Source organism: Clostridium sp. DJ247, assembly GCF_014231265.1.
The window spans coordinates 1-17,268 of the sequence record NZ_JABAIW010000076.1; the positions used below are offsets into that span (position 1 = coordinate 1).

At 30.7% G+C, this 17,268-nt stretch carries 20 protein-coding genes and 1 rRNA gene; 14 read left to right on the top strand and 7 right to left on the bottom strand.

What is annotated here, in order from left to right; genetic code table 11:
- The first annotated feature begins 129 nt into the window (after positions 1 to 129).
- From rrf to HGI79_RS20425, 3 genes are all read left to right on the top strand, one after another.
- Positions 130 to 246, top strand: a 5S ribosomal RNA gene (rrf, locus tag HGI79_RS20415).
- A 733-nt stretch (positions 247 to 979) separates the two neighbouring features.
- A complete protein-coding gene (locus HGI79_RS20420) occupies positions 980 to 3,571 on the top strand; it encodes a RyR domain-containing protein (RefSeq protein ID WP_185652514.1) in 2,592 nt (863 codons plus the stop codon).
- An 84-nt stretch (positions 3,572 to 3,655) separates the two neighbouring features.
- On the top strand, positions 3,656 to 4,654 hold the full coding sequence (locus tag HGI79_RS20425) for an MYG1 family protein (RefSeq protein ID WP_185652515.1): 999 nt from the start codon (positions 3,656 to 3,658) through the stop codon (positions 4,652 to 4,654).
- A gap of 114 nt (positions 4,655 to 4,768) precedes the next feature.
- Here HGI79_RS20425 and HGI79_RS20430 read toward each other — a convergent pair whose 3' ends face one another.
- From HGI79_RS20430 to HGI79_RS23405, 4 genes are all read right to left on the bottom strand, one after another.
- Entirely contained in the window at positions 4,769 to 4,936 is a 168-nt protein-coding gene (locus HGI79_RS20430; RefSeq protein WP_185652516.1) for a hypothetical protein, read from the bottom strand.
- A 134-nt stretch (positions 4,937 to 5,070) separates the two neighbouring features.
- On the bottom strand, positions 5,071 to 5,853 hold the full coding sequence (locus HGI79_RS20435) for a Cof-type HAD-IIB family hydrolase (RefSeq protein ID WP_185652517.1): 783 nt from the start codon (positions 5,851 to 5,853) through the stop codon (positions 5,071 to 5,073).
- Between the two features lie 125 nt (positions 5,854 to 5,978).
- Positions 5,979 to 6,359: a hypothetical protein gene (locus HGI79_RS20440; protein WP_185652518.1), complete on the bottom strand. Its 381-nt coding sequence runs from the start codon at positions 6,357 to 6,359 to the stop codon at positions 5,979 to 5,981.
- A 143-nt stretch (positions 6,360 to 6,502) separates the two neighbouring features.
- The gene (locus tag HGI79_RS23405) at positions 6,503 to 6,628 is read right to left on the bottom strand and encodes a hypothetical protein (RefSeq protein WP_278046741.1); all 126 of its coding nucleotides are present in this window, start codon (positions 6,626 to 6,628) and stop codon (positions 6,503 to 6,505) included.
- A gap of 183 nt (positions 6,629 to 6,811) precedes the next feature.
- Between HGI79_RS23405 and HGI79_RS20445 the strand changes: the two genes are divergently transcribed.
- The 6 genes from HGI79_RS20445 to HGI79_RS20470 all read left to right on the top strand — a co-directional run bounded on the left by HGI79_RS20445 (position 6,812) and on the right by HGI79_RS20470 (position 10,582).
- Positions 6,812 to 6,985 (top strand): hypothetical protein, encoded by a 174-nt coding sequence (locus HGI79_RS20445; RefSeq protein WP_185652519.1) that lies wholly within the window; start codon positions 6,812 to 6,814, stop codon positions 6,983 to 6,985.
- A 158-nt stretch (positions 6,986 to 7,143) separates the two neighbouring features.
- Positions 7,144 to 7,710 carry an NUDIX hydrolase gene (locus tag HGI79_RS20450; RefSeq protein WP_185652529.1) on the top strand — a complete coding sequence of 189 codons (567 nt, stop codon included), beginning with the start codon at positions 7,144 to 7,146 and terminating at the stop codon, positions 7,708 to 7,710.
- A gap of 141 nt (positions 7,711 to 7,851) precedes the next feature.
- Positions 7,852 to 8,115 (top strand): zinc ribbon domain-containing protein, encoded by a 264-nt coding sequence (locus HGI79_RS20455; protein ID WP_185652520.1) that lies wholly within the window; start codon positions 7,852 to 7,854, stop codon positions 8,113 to 8,115.
- Positions 8,116 to 8,303: 188 nt separating this feature from the next.
- Positions 8,304 to 8,900 (top strand): DeoR/GlpR family DNA-binding transcription regulator, encoded by a 597-nt coding sequence (locus HGI79_RS20460; protein WP_185652521.1) that lies wholly within the window; start codon positions 8,304 to 8,306, stop codon positions 8,898 to 8,900.
- Positions 8,901 to 8,931: 31 nt separating this feature from the next.
- Positions 8,932 to 9,687 carry a DeoR/GlpR family DNA-binding transcription regulator gene (locus HGI79_RS20465; protein ID WP_185652522.1) on the top strand — a complete coding sequence of 252 codons (756 nt, stop codon included), beginning with the start codon at positions 8,932 to 8,934 and terminating at the stop codon, positions 9,685 to 9,687.
- A gap of 79 nt (positions 9,688 to 9,766) precedes the next feature.
- Positions 9,767 to 10,582, top strand: a complete 816-nt coding sequence (locus HGI79_RS20470) for a Cof-type HAD-IIB family hydrolase (RefSeq protein WP_185652523.1) — start codon at positions 9,767 to 9,769, stop codon at positions 10,580 to 10,582.
- A 112-nt stretch (positions 10,583 to 10,694) separates the two neighbouring features.
- On the opposite strand, the gene HGI79_RS20475 is transcribed toward HGI79_RS20470, so the two are convergent.
- The 3 genes from HGI79_RS20475 to HGI79_RS20485 all read right to left on the bottom strand — a co-directional run bounded on the left by HGI79_RS20475 (position 10,695) and on the right by HGI79_RS20485 (position 14,577).
- Positions 10,695 to 11,174: a YsnF/AvaK domain-containing protein gene (locus HGI79_RS20475; protein WP_185652524.1), complete on the bottom strand. Its 480-nt coding sequence runs from the start codon at positions 11,172 to 11,174 to the stop codon at positions 10,695 to 10,697.
- A 162-nt stretch (positions 11,175 to 11,336) separates the two neighbouring features.
- The gene (locus tag HGI79_RS20480) at positions 11,337 to 11,792 is read right to left on the bottom strand and encodes a YsnF/AvaK domain-containing protein (protein ID WP_185652525.1); all 456 of its coding nucleotides are present in this window, start codon (positions 11,790 to 11,792) and stop codon (positions 11,337 to 11,339) included.
- A 763-nt stretch (positions 11,793 to 12,555) separates the two neighbouring features.
- Complete coding sequence (locus HGI79_RS20485; RefSeq protein ID WP_185652526.1) at positions 12,556 to 14,577, bottom strand: PAS domain S-box protein; 2,022 nt, start codon at positions 14,575 to 14,577, stop codon at positions 12,556 to 12,558.
- Between the two features lie 165 nt (positions 14,578 to 14,742).
- Here HGI79_RS20485 and HGI79_RS23015 point away from each other — a divergent pair, with 165 nt between their 5' ends.
- From HGI79_RS23015 to HGI79_RS20500, 5 genes are all read left to right on the top strand, one after another.
- Positions 14,743 to 14,850: a Mu-like prophage major head subunit gpT family protein gene (locus HGI79_RS23015; RefSeq protein WP_241428290.1), complete on the top strand. Its 108-nt coding sequence runs from the start codon at positions 14,743 to 14,745 to the stop codon at positions 14,848 to 14,850.
- A 697-nt stretch (positions 14,851 to 15,547) separates the two neighbouring features.
- Positions 15,548 to 15,754 (top strand): hypothetical protein, encoded by a 207-nt coding sequence (locus tag HGI79_RS23020; RefSeq protein WP_241428291.1) that lies wholly within the window; start codon positions 15,548 to 15,550, stop codon positions 15,752 to 15,754.
- Complete coding sequence (locus tag HGI79_RS23760) at positions 15,724 to 15,798, top strand: hypothetical protein (protein ID WP_395939564.1); 75 nt, start codon at positions 15,724 to 15,726, stop codon at positions 15,796 to 15,798. Before HGI79_RS23020 ends, HGI79_RS23760 begins: the two co-directional genes overlap by 31 nt.
- A gap of 218 nt (positions 15,799 to 16,016) precedes the next feature.
- Positions 16,017 to 16,910, top strand: a complete 894-nt coding sequence (locus HGI79_RS20495) for a hydrogenase small subunit (RefSeq protein WP_185652527.1) — start codon at positions 16,017 to 16,019, stop codon at positions 16,908 to 16,910.
- Between the two features lie 32 nt (positions 16,911 to 16,942).
- A partial coding sequence (locus HGI79_RS20500; RefSeq protein WP_185652528.1) for a nickel-dependent hydrogenase large subunit occupies positions 16,943 to 17,268 on the top strand: 326 nt, incomplete at its 3' end.

Here is a 17,268-nt window from a genome sequence, read left to right on the forward strand (position 1 = left end):
AATCTGTGCAATTTTCAGAGAACAAATAATCTCTCTTAATACAGAGATTATAGTTTATAATGAAACTCCAAAGCTAGGGCTTCGGAGTGGCCGATCATCACAAAATCTCCGATTTTGGATGCCTGGCCATCTAGTGGTAATGACGTGAAGGTAACACCCGTTCCCATTCCGAACACGACGGTTAAGCTTCACCGTGCCGATGGTACTGCAGGGGAGGCCCTGTGGGAGAGTAGGTCGCTGCTAGGTAAATAATAATAAAAACACTAGGTTATTGTGCCTAGTGTTTTTATTATATTCTATTTTCAAATATAAAATTTATGTTTAATTTTATATTTAAGATATTAACAAGTTATAATTATTACAGGCCTTGAAAAGGCAGAAGTATCTGAGGTTGATAACTGGAAATTAGCTGTTAGCAGAGCTGTTAATAGTGCACAAAAATAATATTTATAAAAGGCTTTAAGTAAAACTTATAAGCCTTTTATAAATATTATTTTTTTATCCGATGACTACCCCCGCTCTAATACTCCCATCTTTTCCAAAGTGGGAGTAAAGAGCGGCTACGTCCCTGGATTCGTTCAACTAAGAATCAGGTGGGGTCAAAACCCCATCTGATTCAAGTTTCAATTTATGTTTCTGAGAAAATGCTTGATGTTGTAAAAATTAGATACAAAAAGAATACAAATATAAAAGTGAAATTTCTACTAATAAATATAATCGTAATAGAAGAAAACTAATAGTGTTTTTAGTGTGTTAAGAGATTAACAAGAATTTAAAGTTGAAATATTATTAAATATAATATATTATTAAAGATAATATATTATTAAATATGATATATTATTAATAAATATATATTATTGTTTTGCTTATATAGAAGAAAATTTAAGTGCTTTTTTAAAAAAATATTTATTATAATCATGCTTATCTAGAAATTTTTCTATTAAGTATTTGAAAATTTATCGTAAAAGGAGTGTAAACTATGAATAATAAGAATTTAAAAATTGTTGTATCAGGGGATATATGTATAAATTCCCTACAGTGGATAACAGAACCCCAAGATAACAAAGGTTTGAATTGGCAAACTCATTTAAATATACATAGTGTTTTAAAACCAGGAGAGTCTCTACTTTTAGCGAAACTTGTGGCGTTAGTAACAGGGGCTTCTATATATTCGCCTAAAATAGAAGATATAGAATCAACTATATGTAAAGAGTTTCTTCGCTCTACTGCAGAGTTAGATCTTTTTCCAGCATCTGCTGATGGAAAGAACAGCGGTAAAGTATATAGAGTAAGTCGTTTTCTAGGATTTACTGGGCCATCATCTGGTGTACCAAAGTTGCTTCCTATAATTAATGATGATGCTAATGCGGATATAGTTATAATAGATGATGAAAACAACGGTTTTAATTCTAATGAGGAATTTTGGCCTCTAGCTATAGAATCGTCTGCAAAATCACCAATAGTTTTATATAAAATGAATAATCCTATTGGTTCTAGCGCACTTTGGAAGCATTTAGAAAAATTTCATATTGAAAAAACTATAGTTGTTATAAATGGCGATGATTTACGTTCAAAGGGAGTAAATATAAGCAAAAGTCTTTCTTGGGAAAGAACTGCACAAGATTTTGTATGGCAAATGAACAATAATCCGAATCTTGCTTTTCTTGCAAACTGTCATCATCTTATAGTACCTTTTGGTCTTGAAGGTGCCATATACTATAGAAATGGAGGAACAACTGGAGCATATTTATACTTCCTACCCTATGAATGTGAAGGCGGTTCTTTTAAAGATACTCAAGGTAAAATGTATGGACTTACTTCTTGCTTCGTTGCTGGACTTGCACGCAGCCTTGTTTCAGAAAATAATAATGAAGAAGATCTGTCTTTGTTAATAGGTGAAGGAATACGTGAAGGAATTGTTGCTGCTCAAAAATACTTTATAAATGGATTTGGTAAAAATGTTGAGGAATTCCAATTTCCTAATCCTACAATATTTACTGAAGAAGAAAATAATTTTATATATAAAGAGTTAGTACAAGATGTAAAAATACCTCACTTATTCAATCCAAACTGTAATTCCTGTTGGTATATACTTAGAGATAAAAGCTCTACTAATTTAGCGGAGATAGCTTATGATATTGTAAAAAATGGAGCAAAAAGCGCACTTAAGTTCATACCTATAGCACAGTTTGGAAATTTACAAACTGTAGATAGAACAGAAATTGAAAGCTATAGAAGTATTAAAAATCTTATGTGGGAATATATCTCCACCAAAAATGCAGTACGTCCCCTTTCTATTGCTGTATTTGGAACACCAGGTTCAGGAAAATCCTTTGGTGTAACAGAAGTAGCTGCTAGTATTGCACCAGAGTTAATTGAAAAATTAAATTTTAATTTATCTCAGTTTCGAACGCCATTAGATTTGGTTAAAGCCTTTCATAAAGTAAGGGATTTTTCTTTAGAAGGCAAAATTCCATTAATATTTTTTGATGAATTTGACTCTGCTTTCGAAGGCAAACTAGGATGGCTTAAATACTTTTTAGCACCTATGCAGGATGGCATATTTAGAGAAGGAGATTCTATTCATCCTATTGGAAAAGCTATTTTTGTATTTGCTGGTGGGACAAATAGTACTTTTAAAGAATTCTGTGGAGAAGATATAAAAGATGAAAATGAACAAAAACAGTTTCTGCTAGAATTTAAAGGAGCAAAAGGTCCAGATTTTGTAAGTCGTCTAAGAGGGTATGTAAATATTCTAGGACCAAATCAAACAGATAAAAAATGGGATCAATTGTTTATTATTCGAAGAGCAATGCTATTACGCTCATTATTACAACGTAAGGTACCTCATCTCATAAACGATAATGGTGAAGCTCAAATTGATAATGGAGTATTAAGAGCACTACTTAAAATTCCAAGGTATAAACATGAATCAAGGTCTATGGAAGCTATACTAGAAATGAGTATGTTAACTAATGCAAAAAAATGGGAACAATCTGATCTACCTTCTAAAGAACAGCTAAAACTACATGTAGATGAAGAACAATTTTTACGTCATCTGATGCACAATGCATTCTATAGTGAAAAAATTGAGAGTCTTGCAATAGCTATTCATGAAAAATATAGAATCATTAATGAAGATAATAAAAATATAGATGAAGATTTTGTAATGCCATGGCAAGATCTTAGTGAAGAGCTTAAAGACTACAATCGTCATCAGGCTAAACAAATTCCTAACGCTTTACTTAAAATTAATTATGATGTTGTTTCTGTTAAAGAAGATCCAGCATTTGTAGAATTTACAGAAAAAGAGTTACAGGTGTTAGCTGAAAATGAGCATAAAAGTTGGTATCGTCATAGGAAAAAGAATGGTTGGAAACATGGTGAAGTTAAAGATAACAAGAAAAAAACTGATCCTGCACTTGTACTTTGGGACAATTTACCTAATGAGAAGAAAAATAAAGTATATGAAATGATTAAAATTTGGCCGGAAATACTGGCAAAATCAAACTTTAAGTTAGAACGATTAAAATTTTCATGTAATTGTGAGAATGAGAGCAAATTTATATAGCCACCTATAATGTATATTGTCGCTATCTTTAATTTTTGAAAGATAAGAAGTATGCTTTTATAAAAATTTATAAGAATATTTCTTATGCATATACTAATCATTAGTAAAAGAATATTTATTAAAGAGGGTGATGAAATAGATACTCAAAAATCCTTTAAAAGAGTTGGTACCCATGATGGAAGGTTTCATGCTGATGAGGTAATGGCAACATCCATTCTTAAAGAAATTTTTCAAATAGAATTAGTAAGAACAAGAGATATAGAGCTGCTAGATGAATTAGATATTGTGTATGACGTTGGTGGAGGAGAGTTCGATCATCACGGCATTAAAAAAGTATATAGAGAAGATGGTATACCCTTTGCAGCTTGTGGACTCATATGGAATAAGTTTGGAAGAGACGTAGTACGCTTGAAAAATCCTGCTTTAAATGAAGAAGAAATTGAGTCAGTTATTCATTATGTTGACAGAGTTTTAATAGAAGGTATTGATGCACTAGATAATGGAGTTAGAATAAATGATGGAGAAATACCCATTATGAGTATATCTTCAATTATATCAGGATTTAATCCATTTTGGTCTTCGGAAAAAAGTGAAGATGATACATTCAATGAAGCAGTGAAACTTGCATCCATTATTTTAAATAATACAATAAATTTTAGATTCTCCGTACTGAAGTCCAGGGAATATGTGGAGAGAGCATATGAAAACAGGAGAATTCCAGAGATTTTAGTGCTTGAAACTTATTGTCCATATAGGGAAGCACTTCAGGATATTGATGATAGAAAGGAAGTGCTTTTTATAGTATATCCAAGAAAAGATAGTTATGCATTGCAGACAGTCAGGGGCACCAGTGGGGAAGATTTAAAGCAGCTGCCTGAAGCTTGGGCAGGAAAAAGAGATGATGAGCTTGCTGACATAACAGGGGTTCATGACGCTGTGTTCTGCCATACTGGAAGATTTATTGCGGTGGCTAAATCCTTTGAAGGAATAATAAAACTAGCTAAGTTATCAATTGATGAACCTGAAAAAGCAACAGCAAGAGGATTCTTTAGATTTATAGCAAAAGTGTTTTCAAGAAGGTAATAAAACCAGTGGATTTTATAGTGGGCTTACTTTGCTATCTTTGTTTATATTATTAATGTCAAATAAAATATGAGCACCAAAAATAGATTTAAAAATAAATAGAGCCTCAAAGCTCTATTTATCATGAATCTCTATAATTCTATCCTCAAGTTCTATAATTTTATTGGTGTTTTCTTCTTCACCACTAGCTGATAGATTTTTTATGTTATTATCTAATTTTTCTGACATGAAAGGCATTTTGTTTGCTGCATCAACGGAGCCTTCATATTTTTTATTTTTCATCTGTTAACACTCCTTTCTAAAATTAGGGTTACCTTGATGAAAAAAAATATGCGGATATTATGAAAGAGGTATAGAAGTAGCCACTCTATACCTCTTTTAAATATGTATTAAAGTTTTTCTTAGCTTTTAGTGTACTAAATAAATCTCTTTATAACTTCTAAAACGCCATTTTCTTTATTGCTCTTGGCTAAAAATCTTGCATGTTTTTTAACTTCCTCAGGAGCATTTTCCATTGCATAACTGTAGTATGCTGAGTCAAACATTGATAAATCGTTAAAGAAATCACCAAATACCATTGTTTCTTCAGGCTTTATATTGAATCTCTCTTGAAGATACTTTATGGCTACACCTTTATTTACATCATTACTAATAATATCAAGCCATAACTTACCGGATACAGTGATTTGAAGGCTATGTCCAAAAAGGGGTTCAAATATCTTATTAGAGTTTTCAGCAGATCCTTTAAAATCACATATTGTAAATTTTAAAATATCATCCTCTACTTCATCAAAATTATTTACAATTTCATATTTTAAGTAATATCTTTCAACTTCATTTATAAATTCATCATAGCTCTTTTCAATGTAGGCTGCTTTCTTACCACATAGAATAATTTCGCAACCTTCAATTCGTCTTCCAGTTTTTATAAGAGACTTTATTATATCTTTATCTAATGTGCTGGAATAAAGCTCTTGTTCCTCTAGAAGTACGTAACTTCCATTCTCAGCCACATATATTATATCATCTTTAATTTTAGAAAATTTGTTTTGAATATTGTAATACTGTCTGCCGCTAGCAGCTGCGAATAATATGTTTTTTTCCTTTAGCTGACCTATTATATCAAAAATTTCTTCATTAAGTTCATCATGATCATCTAATAGTGTGCCGTCCATATCACTTGCGATAAGCTTTATCATGAGTACCACCTTCTTTCATTTATATCTAAGATTTATTATATTATGGTATTAAAAAAAAATCTATACTCTTATAAATGTAAGAATATAGATTTTCGTTAACATACTCATTATATTAATGAAAATCTTTACGTAAATTCTCCAGACTCAATTTCATGTTGAAGAATTTCATTAATACGTTTTTCAATTTTATCTAAATCAAAGCCAGCTTCTTTCTTAATGCTCTTTCGAAGCATGGGACCAATTTGTTGTATATCATCACTAATATCGTATAAGAGTTCTAAAGCTGCAGTTGCTTCCAGTTCTTCCCTGGGTATTTCTACCATATTTGCTAGAATAGAGTTTTCAGTTCTTGATGCCACCAGAGGGGACTTCACGTTATCAACGTATACAAGAGTTCTTCTCCCAGGACCTCGGTCATCTTCAATGCGCTCTAAACTAATAATTTTATCGGATCGAGCAAACTTACCATATCCAAGTGGAACCATTTGACCCTCTCTAATTTCCATAATTACATATCACCACCTAGTGAATTTCTAAAAGAATTTTCTTAACACTAGTTTTTACTTGTATGATAAAAGCTATACAACACAAATTTTTACTGGATAGTTTTTGATTTTACCTATTACTCTATCTTAGTAATTAAGGCATGTTATATATATTTAAAATGCTTTCTCTTGGTTTTACTGAGGTCTTTATAATACTTTTCTTTAATATATCCTCCATTATATAAAATTCCCTTAGTAGTAGATTCAGAATCTATTCCTATAGAATACATATTTCTCCTTCAGTATTTCTATAAAAGCTGTTATTCTAGTATTTAATTGCGCTATAATTAATAATAGTACCATACTAATGTGTTATATTTCAAATTACATATTATTATAGTAGAAACGCAAAACTATGGGGTTAAAAGCCTAGTAATTTAATAGTTAGATATCATGATATAAGGGGGAATATTATGAGGATACGAAATAAATTTCCTAAATATAATGAAGAAAAAAATAATCTTCTTTTAGAGGAAGGTTGGATTTTATTAAAAGATCCACTAATGATTTTCTTAGGTTTAATATCTGTGTGTATTATTAATTTATTTTCACCATTAACTCACGAAATTGTTCATTTGATTTTTTAAATATTATATTAATTTTAGTACAAGTACCTAATAAAAGTAAACTTGTTATGAATGGTCAATTATCTTATTATAAAACATGGAGCAATTAAAATGGGTAACACTCTAAAAGACTAGTTAGGTTTAATGAAGTTATTTTCGCTATGAAAGAGAGAGAGAATATGAATTGGATTGAATTAATAAAAACATATAATCCTTACAATGAACAAGAGAAAAAGGATAAAGAAATAATTTTATATTGTATAAATACATTTAATGATATTTTAACTAGGGATAACGAAATTGCACATATAACAAGCTCGGCCTTTGTAATAAATAAAACAAAAGACAAAGTGTTAATGATACACCATAATATATATAATTCATGGTCATGGACAGGTGGACATGCAGATGGAGAAGAGGACCTATTAGCTGTTGCAATTAAAGAAGCAAAGGAGGAAACTGGAGTAAGGAGTATTTATCCCATTAGTTCTGATATCTTCTCAATAGATGTACTACCTGTACTAGGTCATATAAAAAAGGGAAAATATGTGGCTGCACATTTACACTTATCAGTTGCTTATTTAGTTGAAGCAGATGAGAATGAATTACTTATTGTTAAAGCAGATGAAAATAGTGATGTTAAATGGATTCCAATATACGAAGTAACTGCATATACCAGTGAACCACATATGCAGTTGGTATACAAAAAATTAATATCTAAAATTAAATTGTTAACTAACTTTTAGATAAGCTTACAATTCAAAGCTTTGTAACTAAAATTGAACATATGTGTAGATTTAAAGTGGTATTTAGATAGAATACCTGGATATATATTAATTTACTAATTTATTAGAAGAACTATAAATATTTAGAGAGGGACTGATATTATGGGAAATAAGTATAAAAATTGTCAAAGCTGTGGAATGCCTTTGAGTAAGGATGAAAAAGGAGGGGGAACTGAAGCAAGCGGAAAAATGAGTACAATGTATTGTAGTCATTGTTATGAAAATGGAAAATTTACTTTGCCTAATATAACTGCTGATGAAATGAGAGAACTAGTAAATGAAAAACTAATAGAGATGAAAATTCCTAAATTTTTAATAAGATTTTTAACAAGAAATATTTCTAAATTAGAAAGATGGAGAAAGTAATTAAGTATAAACAGTACTATTCCAATTCGTTGGATGGTACTGTTTTTATATAGTAAACATTAATTTTAGTTGGTGAAAGAATTTATTGACAATTCATGTTTAAGTAACAGATCAACGTTTTCAAAAAAGTACTTAAAAGTGTTGATTATTTACTTAATAATGCTTATAATAAAGATAGAGGTGATTATATGTATGAAAGCGAATATAACATTCCATCATATGAAGATAGGCTTAAGTTACATTTTGAAGAGAAAAAGAATATTGCACAAAAAGCTCTGCTCTTTATCCATAAAAATAAAAACTACTTTTTTGATGTTTCTACAAATATTCAACTTCTTGCTAAATTATTAAATGAAAAGGTTAATGTATTTACTCATTCTCTAGATAACATTAAAATACTTTCGGAGAAAAAAGATGTTTTTATATATTCAATGGGAGGATGTTTTAATAAAAAAAATCGATTTTTCTATAAACCAGGTTGTACAAATTACTTTGAAGAACTAGAGTTTGATGCAGCATTTATAGGTGCGGCGGCTATAATGAAAGATGGAATTTACTATGCTGATGAAGAGGATGCTTTTATTAAACAAGAAGCTGTGAAAAAATCTAAAAAAGTAATTTTGCTTGCGGAGCATCAAAAATACCAAAATAGTTCTTGTTATAAAGGATTAGACTGGAATCAGGTTGATATTATTATTCTTGACCAAATATCCTCTACCTCATTTGTAGATATTATAAAATCACAAAATATTCAAATTGATCCTAATACTTTGCTTATTATGTAGCAATATTAATACCAAAGATAGAGGTGACTATATGTACCAAGAAGAAAGACTTATAAAAATACTAGAGCATTTAAATGAGCACAATAATATGTCTGTTCATGACATTTGTGAAACTCTTAGGGTATCAAGAGATACGGCTCGTCGTGATATTTTAAAGCTTATAGAACAAGGAGCAGCAATTCGTACCCATGGAGGGATTGCTCTTCCAGTCTTAAAAAATACAATTCAAGCTTATCGAGAACGACTTGAATCTTATTCTGAAGAGAAGAAAAATATCGCTGAAAAGGCCTTACGTTTTATTCATGAACATGAGCACTATTTCTTTGATGTTTCTACAACTGTTCGCTTTCTTGCAGAATATCTAGATAAAAATGTTACAGTATTTACTCACTCTCTTGATAACATTGAAATACTTTCGGAGAAAAACCATGTTTTTATACATTCTATTGGAGGTTGTCTTCATAAAAAAAATCGATTCTTTTATAGACCAGATTGCACAAGTTATTTTGAAGGAATATTATTTGATACTGCTTTTTTAGGTGCAGCGGCTATAATGACAGATGGAATATATTATGCTGACGAAGAAGATGCTTTTATTAAACAAGCAGTTACTAGGCAATCCAGTAAAGTTATTCTTCTTGCGGATTATGAAAAGTTTCATCGTTCTAGTTATTATAAGGGAGTAAATTGGGGGCAAGTGGATATTATCATTACTGATCGTATTCCACCTCCTTCATTTATAGATATTATAGAATCACAAAATATTCAGTTAATTGTTACTCAATAGCAGGGTGACGTTTTTAATAAATTGCAGCCGCGTTAAACCACTGCTTAGAAATTCTTATTATTTTAGGGGAGGTAATTTAATGAGTAAATTTAAAATGATATGTTTAGACATTGACGGAACTTTATTAAATTCTCAGCATAGGATTTCTGAAAACACAAAAAAAATAATTCAGGTAGTTGCAAATGAAAAACAAATACCAGTAATATTAGTTTCGGCAAGAATGCCAAAAGGAATATTATTTTTGCAGAAAGAACTTAATATAGTACAACCAATTATTTGTTATAGCGGTTCTTTGATTATGGATAAAGACACAAATGTTTTGCTTAAGAAGGTCATACCACTATCTAGTATTATACACATATATAATCTTGTTAAAAATACAGATGTGCATATTAGTCTATATAAAGATGATGAATGGTATATAGAAGAATTAGATGAATGGGCTAAACAAGAAAGTGAAATAACAAATATTGTTCCAACTATTGTAAACTTTTACAGCTTATTTGACTTATGGAAAAAAGAAAATACGGGACCTAATAAAGTTTTATGTATGGCCCAACCTGATAATATCCAATCACTAAATACAAATATTAAAGCTGATAGCTTAAATAATTTAAATATATATCCTTCAAAACCAACCTATCTAGAAATTATGTCTAGCCAGGCTTCAAAGACATCAGCAATTGACTTTTTACGTAGAAAATTCGATATACAAAAATCAGAAATAATTGCTATGGGTGATAATTATAATGATATAGATATGATAGAATATGCAGGTTTAGGAATAGCAATGGGTAATGCCCCAGACCAAGTGAAACAATATGCCAATGAGATAACTCTTACTAATGATGAAGATGGTGTAGCTGAAGCAATAAAAAAATATGTCTTATCTTAATTTTGTAACTTCATTATGAACGCGTAAAATATTATAATTTTAAATATAACTAAAGTGGTACTTTATTAAAAATATCACTTTAGTTTTTATGCTATTCTCCGCTAGTAAGTTATCACTGCTTTTCCACTTCTTTATCTATAATTTTAGGATCTCCAGTAGTTTCTAAATGTATCTGTTCTTTTTTTAAGGTCTTTTCAATACACTCTGTTTCTTGGAATTGATGTTTGTAAATTTCAACATCTTCTAAAACTAGGGGATGTTTAATAACCTCGATGCGTTCCTCACTAATGGGTATCCGGATTTTCTCTGTATGTCTATCCATTTTGTTCGGAGCTTTTCCGTCTAAAACTTTCTTCTCAATTACAAGTTCCTCACGAGTCACAGGCACAGTAATATTTTTTTCCTCCGTAAAAACTTCTTTGTGCATGGTTACCTGTCCAGTTTGTATCCATTTTTTTGCAATATCCAACTGTTCTTCCCGAAGTTGGAGTTTTGCGCTATTATTAGTGTCATCAATAAGTTGTTTTGAAATTTTATCATTACCTTTTGTAATATGACCTCTATCTTGATTAAATGCGGATTTCTTTAACATTCTTTTTTATCCTCCAAAATTGCTATAGTAATTATGCACTATACCTTTTACATTCTACGAATAAAACTAAAGTGTAAAAGCGTAGTTTAAGATACTTTCGAAAAAACACCTAACAAACCGTGCCTACGATTCGAAAGGTGTTTCTTGTTTCATTTTATATGCTTATTGCTGGAGCTTATTCTCTGTGTTATCAGAAACTATATTAGGGTTACCGTCTGTATCCACACGAGCCTCTTCCCTTTGTAGGGTTTCTTCAATCTTTTCAGTTTCTTCAACTTCACGCTTGTAAGCTGAAACTTCCCCTGTTACTACAGTATGTTTACCTACTTCAACCTTTTCCTCACTTACAGGAATGCGAATAGTTTCTCCAGCACTAATAGGTGAATCACTGGATTCATTGTCAATAGATCTTCTCTCAATAACAACTTCTTCGTGAGTAACAGGAACATTGACTATCTTTTTCTCTTCTACAATTTCCTTGCTTAAGGTTACCTCACCTGTTTGCACTTTATTTTTATTGATGTCTAATTCCTCTTGACGGAGACGAAGCTTTCCGTTCTCAGTAGTTTCAGTTTTATTATCATCTTCATTTCCAAAGATTCCAAATAAATTTCCCATAATTACCTCCATTAGTCATGTAATTTTATTTCTATTAGTATGTTGCCCTTTTTAAGTATGTATTATCCAACCTGTTATACTGTATTCATGCATCGAAGCTTCATAAGGCATCAGAGCTTGCACGTGATACATTATCTGAAGTAATAAGATCTGTAAGAACAATAAAGCCTTCAAATATGGAAGGTTTTATGGATATTTATGGTAGAAATGTGGTAATATCATAATAAGTATTATAAATTTTTGTAAAAAACATTGAAATTCTATAGAAAGATTGCAGTATTATTTTATTAGACAGGATGCTTTTTTAATATTACTTGTAATTTTTTTATATGGCTTATTCAAAAAAGAAAACTGGTTATTTACGTTAAATATCTTAAGTTTTTTAATTGGTTTTATGCTGCATCAGTATATCAGCTTTTGGATTAAAGGTTATTTTACTGATGGGTATCTAAAGATATTGTTAGATAGATGCTTGCTTATAATAGTTGTTTTATGTTTTATTCCTGTTTCACTGATTTACAAAAAGCCATTGGTGCAGGTGGACTTGGGGATTTTATTTTTAAATGAACTACTTACCTAAAATTTTATGGGGTACTGTCATGGCATCAGGGTTGACATTTTTAGCAAATCAAGGTTTGTTAACCTTGGAAAAAATATTCTCTAAAGGCACGTGGTGAATATGATAATAAGAAAAATAAGGTTGAAAAGAAAATGTATGCATAGATATTTAAAGGGTGCAGAAAAAATCAGCACCCTTTAAATGTTATTTATATATATCAGAAAATTCAATACCAATTCTTTCAGTTTTTTTCTGCAGTTGATCATCATTATGTATAGTATCTAATGATCTATAGGATTCTTCAGAGTTTTCTATTGTTTTGCTAGGTAACAGAATTACAAATTCACTTCCTACCCCAAGAGTACTCTTTACACTTATAGAACCACCATGAGCTTCCACTAAGGATTTAACTAGTGATAAACCTATTCCACTTCCCTCAACTTTTCTGGTAAGTAATTCATCAACTTGCCTAAAACGTTCAAATATTATATCTAGTTTATCAGCTGGAATCCCCACACCTGTATCTTTAACACTTATCATCACGTTAGCATCAAGATCTTTTATATGTACATTAATAGTTCCACCAGATTTAGTATGTTTAATAGCGTTAGACAGTAGGTTTAACATGATTCTTTCAATTTTATCATCATCACAAGCGATTATCTTCTCCTCAGTATCTGTATCAAAGATTAATTCAATTTCTTTGCTCTTAACATAATCTACAACAGAAAGGGTAATATCTTCTACCACTGCTACGATGTTATGGTTATCTAAGTTTATATTAGAGAAACCAGAATCAATTTTTGTAAGGTCTATAATATTGTTAATAAGCTTTAAAAGTCTATGAGCATTCTGTCTCATAATACCGATGTACTTTTCAAATGCTGCTGTGAAATTATTACAGTTACCTTTTGAACTATTATGTATAGAATTTAGCAGTTGAATGGCACTTAATATAATATTTAATGGTGTTCTAAGTTCATGTGAAATATTGCTAAAAAATTCAGTCTTAAGCCTATCATATTCTATTGTTTGTTGTAAAAATTTTTTATTTTCCTCAATGATTCTCTTTTGCTCTGTAATATCATTAATATAAGTTAGGCCTAATAAGTTATCTTTACTAGACAGTGGAGCTGAAAATACTTCACAAACAATCTTAGTACCATCAATTTTTAATAACTCCATTTCCATAACAGGTTCAATGCTACAACCATTTTTTGTTAGAGTCTCTCTATTAACAGCTTTTTTGTGGTAGGGATCAGTTATAAAATCTAGTCTAGATCTCCCTACTACTTCTTCACTAGATTTAGCTCCAAACAGCTTTAGTCCCGGTTTATTTGCATAAGTAATAATTCCATTATTAACAACATAGACACCAAGAGGTGAAAGATCAATTATTTTTTTGTTTCTCTCAGTAATCTCCATTAGAGCTTCTTCTGATTTTAATCTTTCACTTATATCTCTTATAACGCAAAGTTTTACCAATCTTTTATTAAGCCGAAATACATTTGCATTTATTTCAACAGGTAAAATTGTCTTATCTTTTTTTAAAAGAGCAGTTTCAAAAGTGTAAGAATGCAGTTTTCTGTCTTCTTTTATCTGGTCTGAAATGTTTTGGGTAGATCTTCCGTAAATTTTTAGATATTCATTATGAATATAAATATCATCAAAAATCATATCTAAAAATTCTTCTTTACTATAGCCTAACGTCTCTGTTGCTACAGTGTTTACCTCTATAAACTTTCCAGTTGTTCCATCTTTCTTAATATCAGCTAAAAGAATTATATCATTTACGTTATTAAATAGTGTTTGATATTTTTGTTCAGTTTCTTCAGTTTCTTCCTGCTGCTTATAGGGTCTAATATCTAAATGTAATCCTGCTACATATACGTTTCGGCCTTGTTCATCTTTTAAGGCTTTGCCGTTACTTTTAATCCACATATATTTATTATCTTTTGATTTAATACGATATTCAGCTTTAAAATAATCCTTTTTACCTTTGATTATTTCATTAAAAGTATTTGTTAAACCTTCAATATCATCAGGATGAACCAGGGTAAACCAAAAATCTATATGGTCCCTAATCTCAAATTTACTATAACCTAAAAAGTTAACTAATGAATCAACTATATTAGTTTCGCTAGTTATCAGATCATATTCCCAAGTTTGCTGTGATATGCTATCAGCAATTAAACTGTCCCTCACGTACTTGTCAACCTTTAGCAAGATTGGTGCCTCCTTTAAAGATCAAATTAATGATATTATAACATATAATTATATAATATATAATATATTATATAATTGCTTTTAATAAATCTTAGCAAGTCTTAATATGCGGGAAAATTAATATTGGAACAAATATTGATGCAGAGGCGAAAGTAAGACTCAAAGATGGACTTAAGAGAATATCAGTGGATGGGTCAACGATCTATTAAGAATATGGAGGCAGCAAGAATTGAAAATGAAAAATTTATAAAAGAATATGAGACTAAGGTATAAAAGTATAGAGTAGATATGCAGGGAGCAGATTAGATTTATATTTTGCCAGCAGGGATTACATACTTTATGGCAACAGTAAGGAGCACTTGGTTAATTTCAGGTGCTTATTTGTTTACAAAATATTAAGAAAGTAAATAAATATGTAATAGTTATGTAACAAGGCCGTAACAATAGATATTTATAATAATAGGTGTCCTAAGATATTAAAGCTTAGAGAAAGATAATGCGTAAACCATCCCCCTTACATAGGCATTAGTAGAAATACTAGTGCTATTTTTTTTCTTGACATTGATTAGATTCAATTATAGTTTGATATTATCAGTAAACCTGATTTCTAAAACTATGACAAATTAATTTTTGCATAGTTTTTCATTCTATTGACTAATAGCACGGTAGTATCACAGGATTCAACTACTAGGATTAAGACAACTATCTTAAAATCTCGCTTTACATCTAAGTAACGTCTTAAGCCTCCTTCAAGGAAACTCCTTCCACCAAAGCCTTTCCTTTTAGGTGTACTTTGGCAGTCTTTATATTATAAAAATTAAGATTTATGCTATTCCTAATATTTATTTCCTATTATAATTTCCTTTGTTATCTATCATAGTTAAAGCAAATCCATCTGGATTAGTGTCTATACCTATAATCCTATTATTTCCTGTGCTATTGCTTCATCAAAGGCAATAGCACAGGTAGAATGGACTATGTTCAAGGACCACAAATGCACCCATGGACTCCTGGATATAGTCAAGATTATAGATTTAATTCAACAGATAACCAAAATCTAGTTGACAATTATATAACAGCATTATCAATTAGAAGACAAGCACACGAAACCAGATTATTATTCCAACTTGCTGGAATGCTTCACCAATGGACCACAGCGGAAATATTGGTCCAATAGAAAAAGCCTTAATAGGAACTCATGTTGCAGACACAACTTACTAATGCTAACTTATATCTTCGATATATGCAGAGAATAATATCGAGAATTATGCTTAATTTTAATTTAACTTTAAACTATATTTGAAATATATTTAAAGTTAAATTAAAATGTGTTAACATATTCTTAACCAATAACTATATATCATGGTATATTATGGTATAAGACATATGTTATTTGCTATCCATGGAGTTGCAAAAAATAAATCAAAAGGAGTGTTAACATGAAAATTAGTAGAAGAGATTTTTTAAAATGGTCAGTAGCTACAGCTGTTGCATTAAATTTAGATTTAGACCTAGATAGAGTTAATACAGTACTTGCAGCAGACACAGATCCACCTGTTATCTGGTTAAATGGAGCTGGATGTTCAGGATGTACTATATCAACCTTAAATGTTACTAATCCAACAACTATTGATGATGTTTTATTAAACAAGATAAGTATGAAGTATAATACTACACTTATGACAGCATCAGGAGATTCGGCTATGCAGACTCTTGATGAATGTGCTAATACATACAAAGGACAATTTATACTTGTAGTTGAAGGCGCAATACCTACTGGATTAAGTGGAAACTACTGTATAATTGGTGAGCAAAATGGTTCACCATTAACAATGCAGCAGGCAGTATTAAAATATGGTTCTATGGCTAAATATGTAGTAGCAGCAGGAACTTGTGCATCTTTTGGAGGAGTATCAGCAGCTGCACCTAACAGCACTTCTAGTTCAACAGTAAAATCACTATTAAGCGGTAAAACTGTTAAACCTGTTATAAATCTTGCAGGATGTCCTGTCCACCCAACTGTTATGGTTCAAACATTACTAAATCTTATCTTAACAGGCATGCCAACCTTAGATTCTTATAATAGACCAACTCAGTTCTATTCAAATACTGTTCATAGTAGATGCCCTAGAGAAGAAGCTGGTGATGCAAGTCAACCAGGTGTATATGGGTGCTATGAGGAAATAGGATGTATGGGACCTATAAGTAAGAATGTATGTCCATCTATGAAATGGAACAATGGTCAAGGTTGGTGTATAGGTGGAAATTATCCATGTATAGGGTGCGCTAGTCCTAACTTCCCAACAACTCCTTTATTAAGTCATAGAGACTAATAACTATAAATAAAAGAGGGAGATGAACTTATATGAGTACATTAGTATTAGATCCAATAACTAGATTAGAAGGACATCTAAAAGTTGAAGTGACTCTTGATTCAAGTAACAATGTAACAGCAGCACAGGCTTCAGGTGGACTTTATAGAGATTTTGAAAATATGCTTTTAAACAGAGTGCCAAAGGATGCAGCTTTTTTAACACAGAGAATATGCGGACTATGCCCAGTATCCCATGCTATTGCTTCATCAAAGGCAATAGAACAGGCAGTAGGATTTACTCCTACTTTACAAGGGTTACTTTTAAGAAATCTTATTCAGGGCTCTAATTATTTATCAGATAATATTCTGCATTTCTA

Excerpts from the sequence above, each read along its gene's own strand:
- HGI79_RS20470 (WP_185652523.1), top strand. The coding sequence starts at position 9,767 with ATGAGTAAATTTAAAATGATATGTTTAGACATTGACGGAACTTTATTA.
- HGI79_RS23015 (WP_241428290.1), top strand. The coding sequence starts at position 14,743 with ATGGACTTAAGAGAATATCAGTGGATGGGTCAACGATCTATTAAGAAT.
- HGI79_RS20445 (WP_185652519.1), top strand. The coding sequence starts at position 6,812 with ATGAGGATACGAAATAAATTTCCTAAATATAATGAAGAAAAAAATAAT.
- HGI79_RS20480 (WP_185652525.1), bottom strand. The coding sequence starts at position 11,792 with ATGGGAAATTTATTTGGAATCTTTGGAAATGAAGATGATAATAAAACT.
- HGI79_RS20460 (WP_185652521.1), top strand. The coding sequence starts at position 8,304 with ATGTATGAAAGCGAATATAACATTCCATCATATGAAGATAGGCTTAAG.
- HGI79_RS20440 (WP_185652518.1), bottom strand. The coding sequence starts at position 6,359 with ATGGAAATTAGAGAGGGTCAAATGGTTCCACTTGGATATGGTAAGTTT.
- HGI79_RS20425 (WP_185652515.1), top strand. The coding sequence starts at position 3,656 with ATGCATATACTAATCATTAGTAAAAGAATATTTATTAAAGAGGGTGAT.
- HGI79_RS20435 (WP_185652517.1), bottom strand. The coding sequence starts at position 5,853 with ATGATAAAGCTTATCGCAAGTGATATGGACGGCACACTATTAGATGAT.
- HGI79_RS20450 (WP_185652529.1), top strand. The coding sequence starts at position 7,144 with ATGAATTGGATTGAATTAATAAAAACATATAATCCTTACAATGAACAA.
- HGI79_RS20455 (WP_185652520.1), top strand. The coding sequence starts at position 7,852 with ATGGGAAATAAGTATAAAAATTGTCAAAGCTGTGGAATGCCTTTGAGT.
- HGI79_RS20430 (WP_185652516.1), bottom strand. The coding sequence starts at position 4,936 with ATGAAAAATAAAAAATATGAAGGCTCCGTTGATGCAGCAAACAAAATG.
- HGI79_RS20495 (WP_185652527.1), top strand. The coding sequence starts at position 16,017 with ATGAAAATTAGTAGAAGAGATTTTTTAAAATGGTCAGTAGCTACAGCT.
- HGI79_RS20420 (WP_185652514.1), top strand. The coding sequence starts at position 980 with ATGAATAATAAGAATTTAAAAATTGTTGTATCAGGGGATATATGTATA.
- HGI79_RS20475 (WP_185652524.1), bottom strand. The coding sequence starts at position 11,174 with ATGTTAAAGAAATCCGCATTTAATCAAGATAGAGGTCATATTACAAAA.
- HGI79_RS23020 (WP_241428291.1), top strand. The coding sequence starts at position 15,548 with ATGGACTATGTTCAAGGACCACAAATGCACCCATGGACTCCTGGATAT.
- HGI79_RS23405 (WP_278046741.1), bottom strand. The coding sequence starts at position 6,628 with ATGTATTCTATAGGAATAGATTCTGAATCTACTACTAAGGGAATTTTA.
- HGI79_RS20465 (WP_185652522.1), top strand. The coding sequence starts at position 8,932 with ATGTACCAAGAAGAAAGACTTATAAAAATACTAGAGCATTTAAATGAG.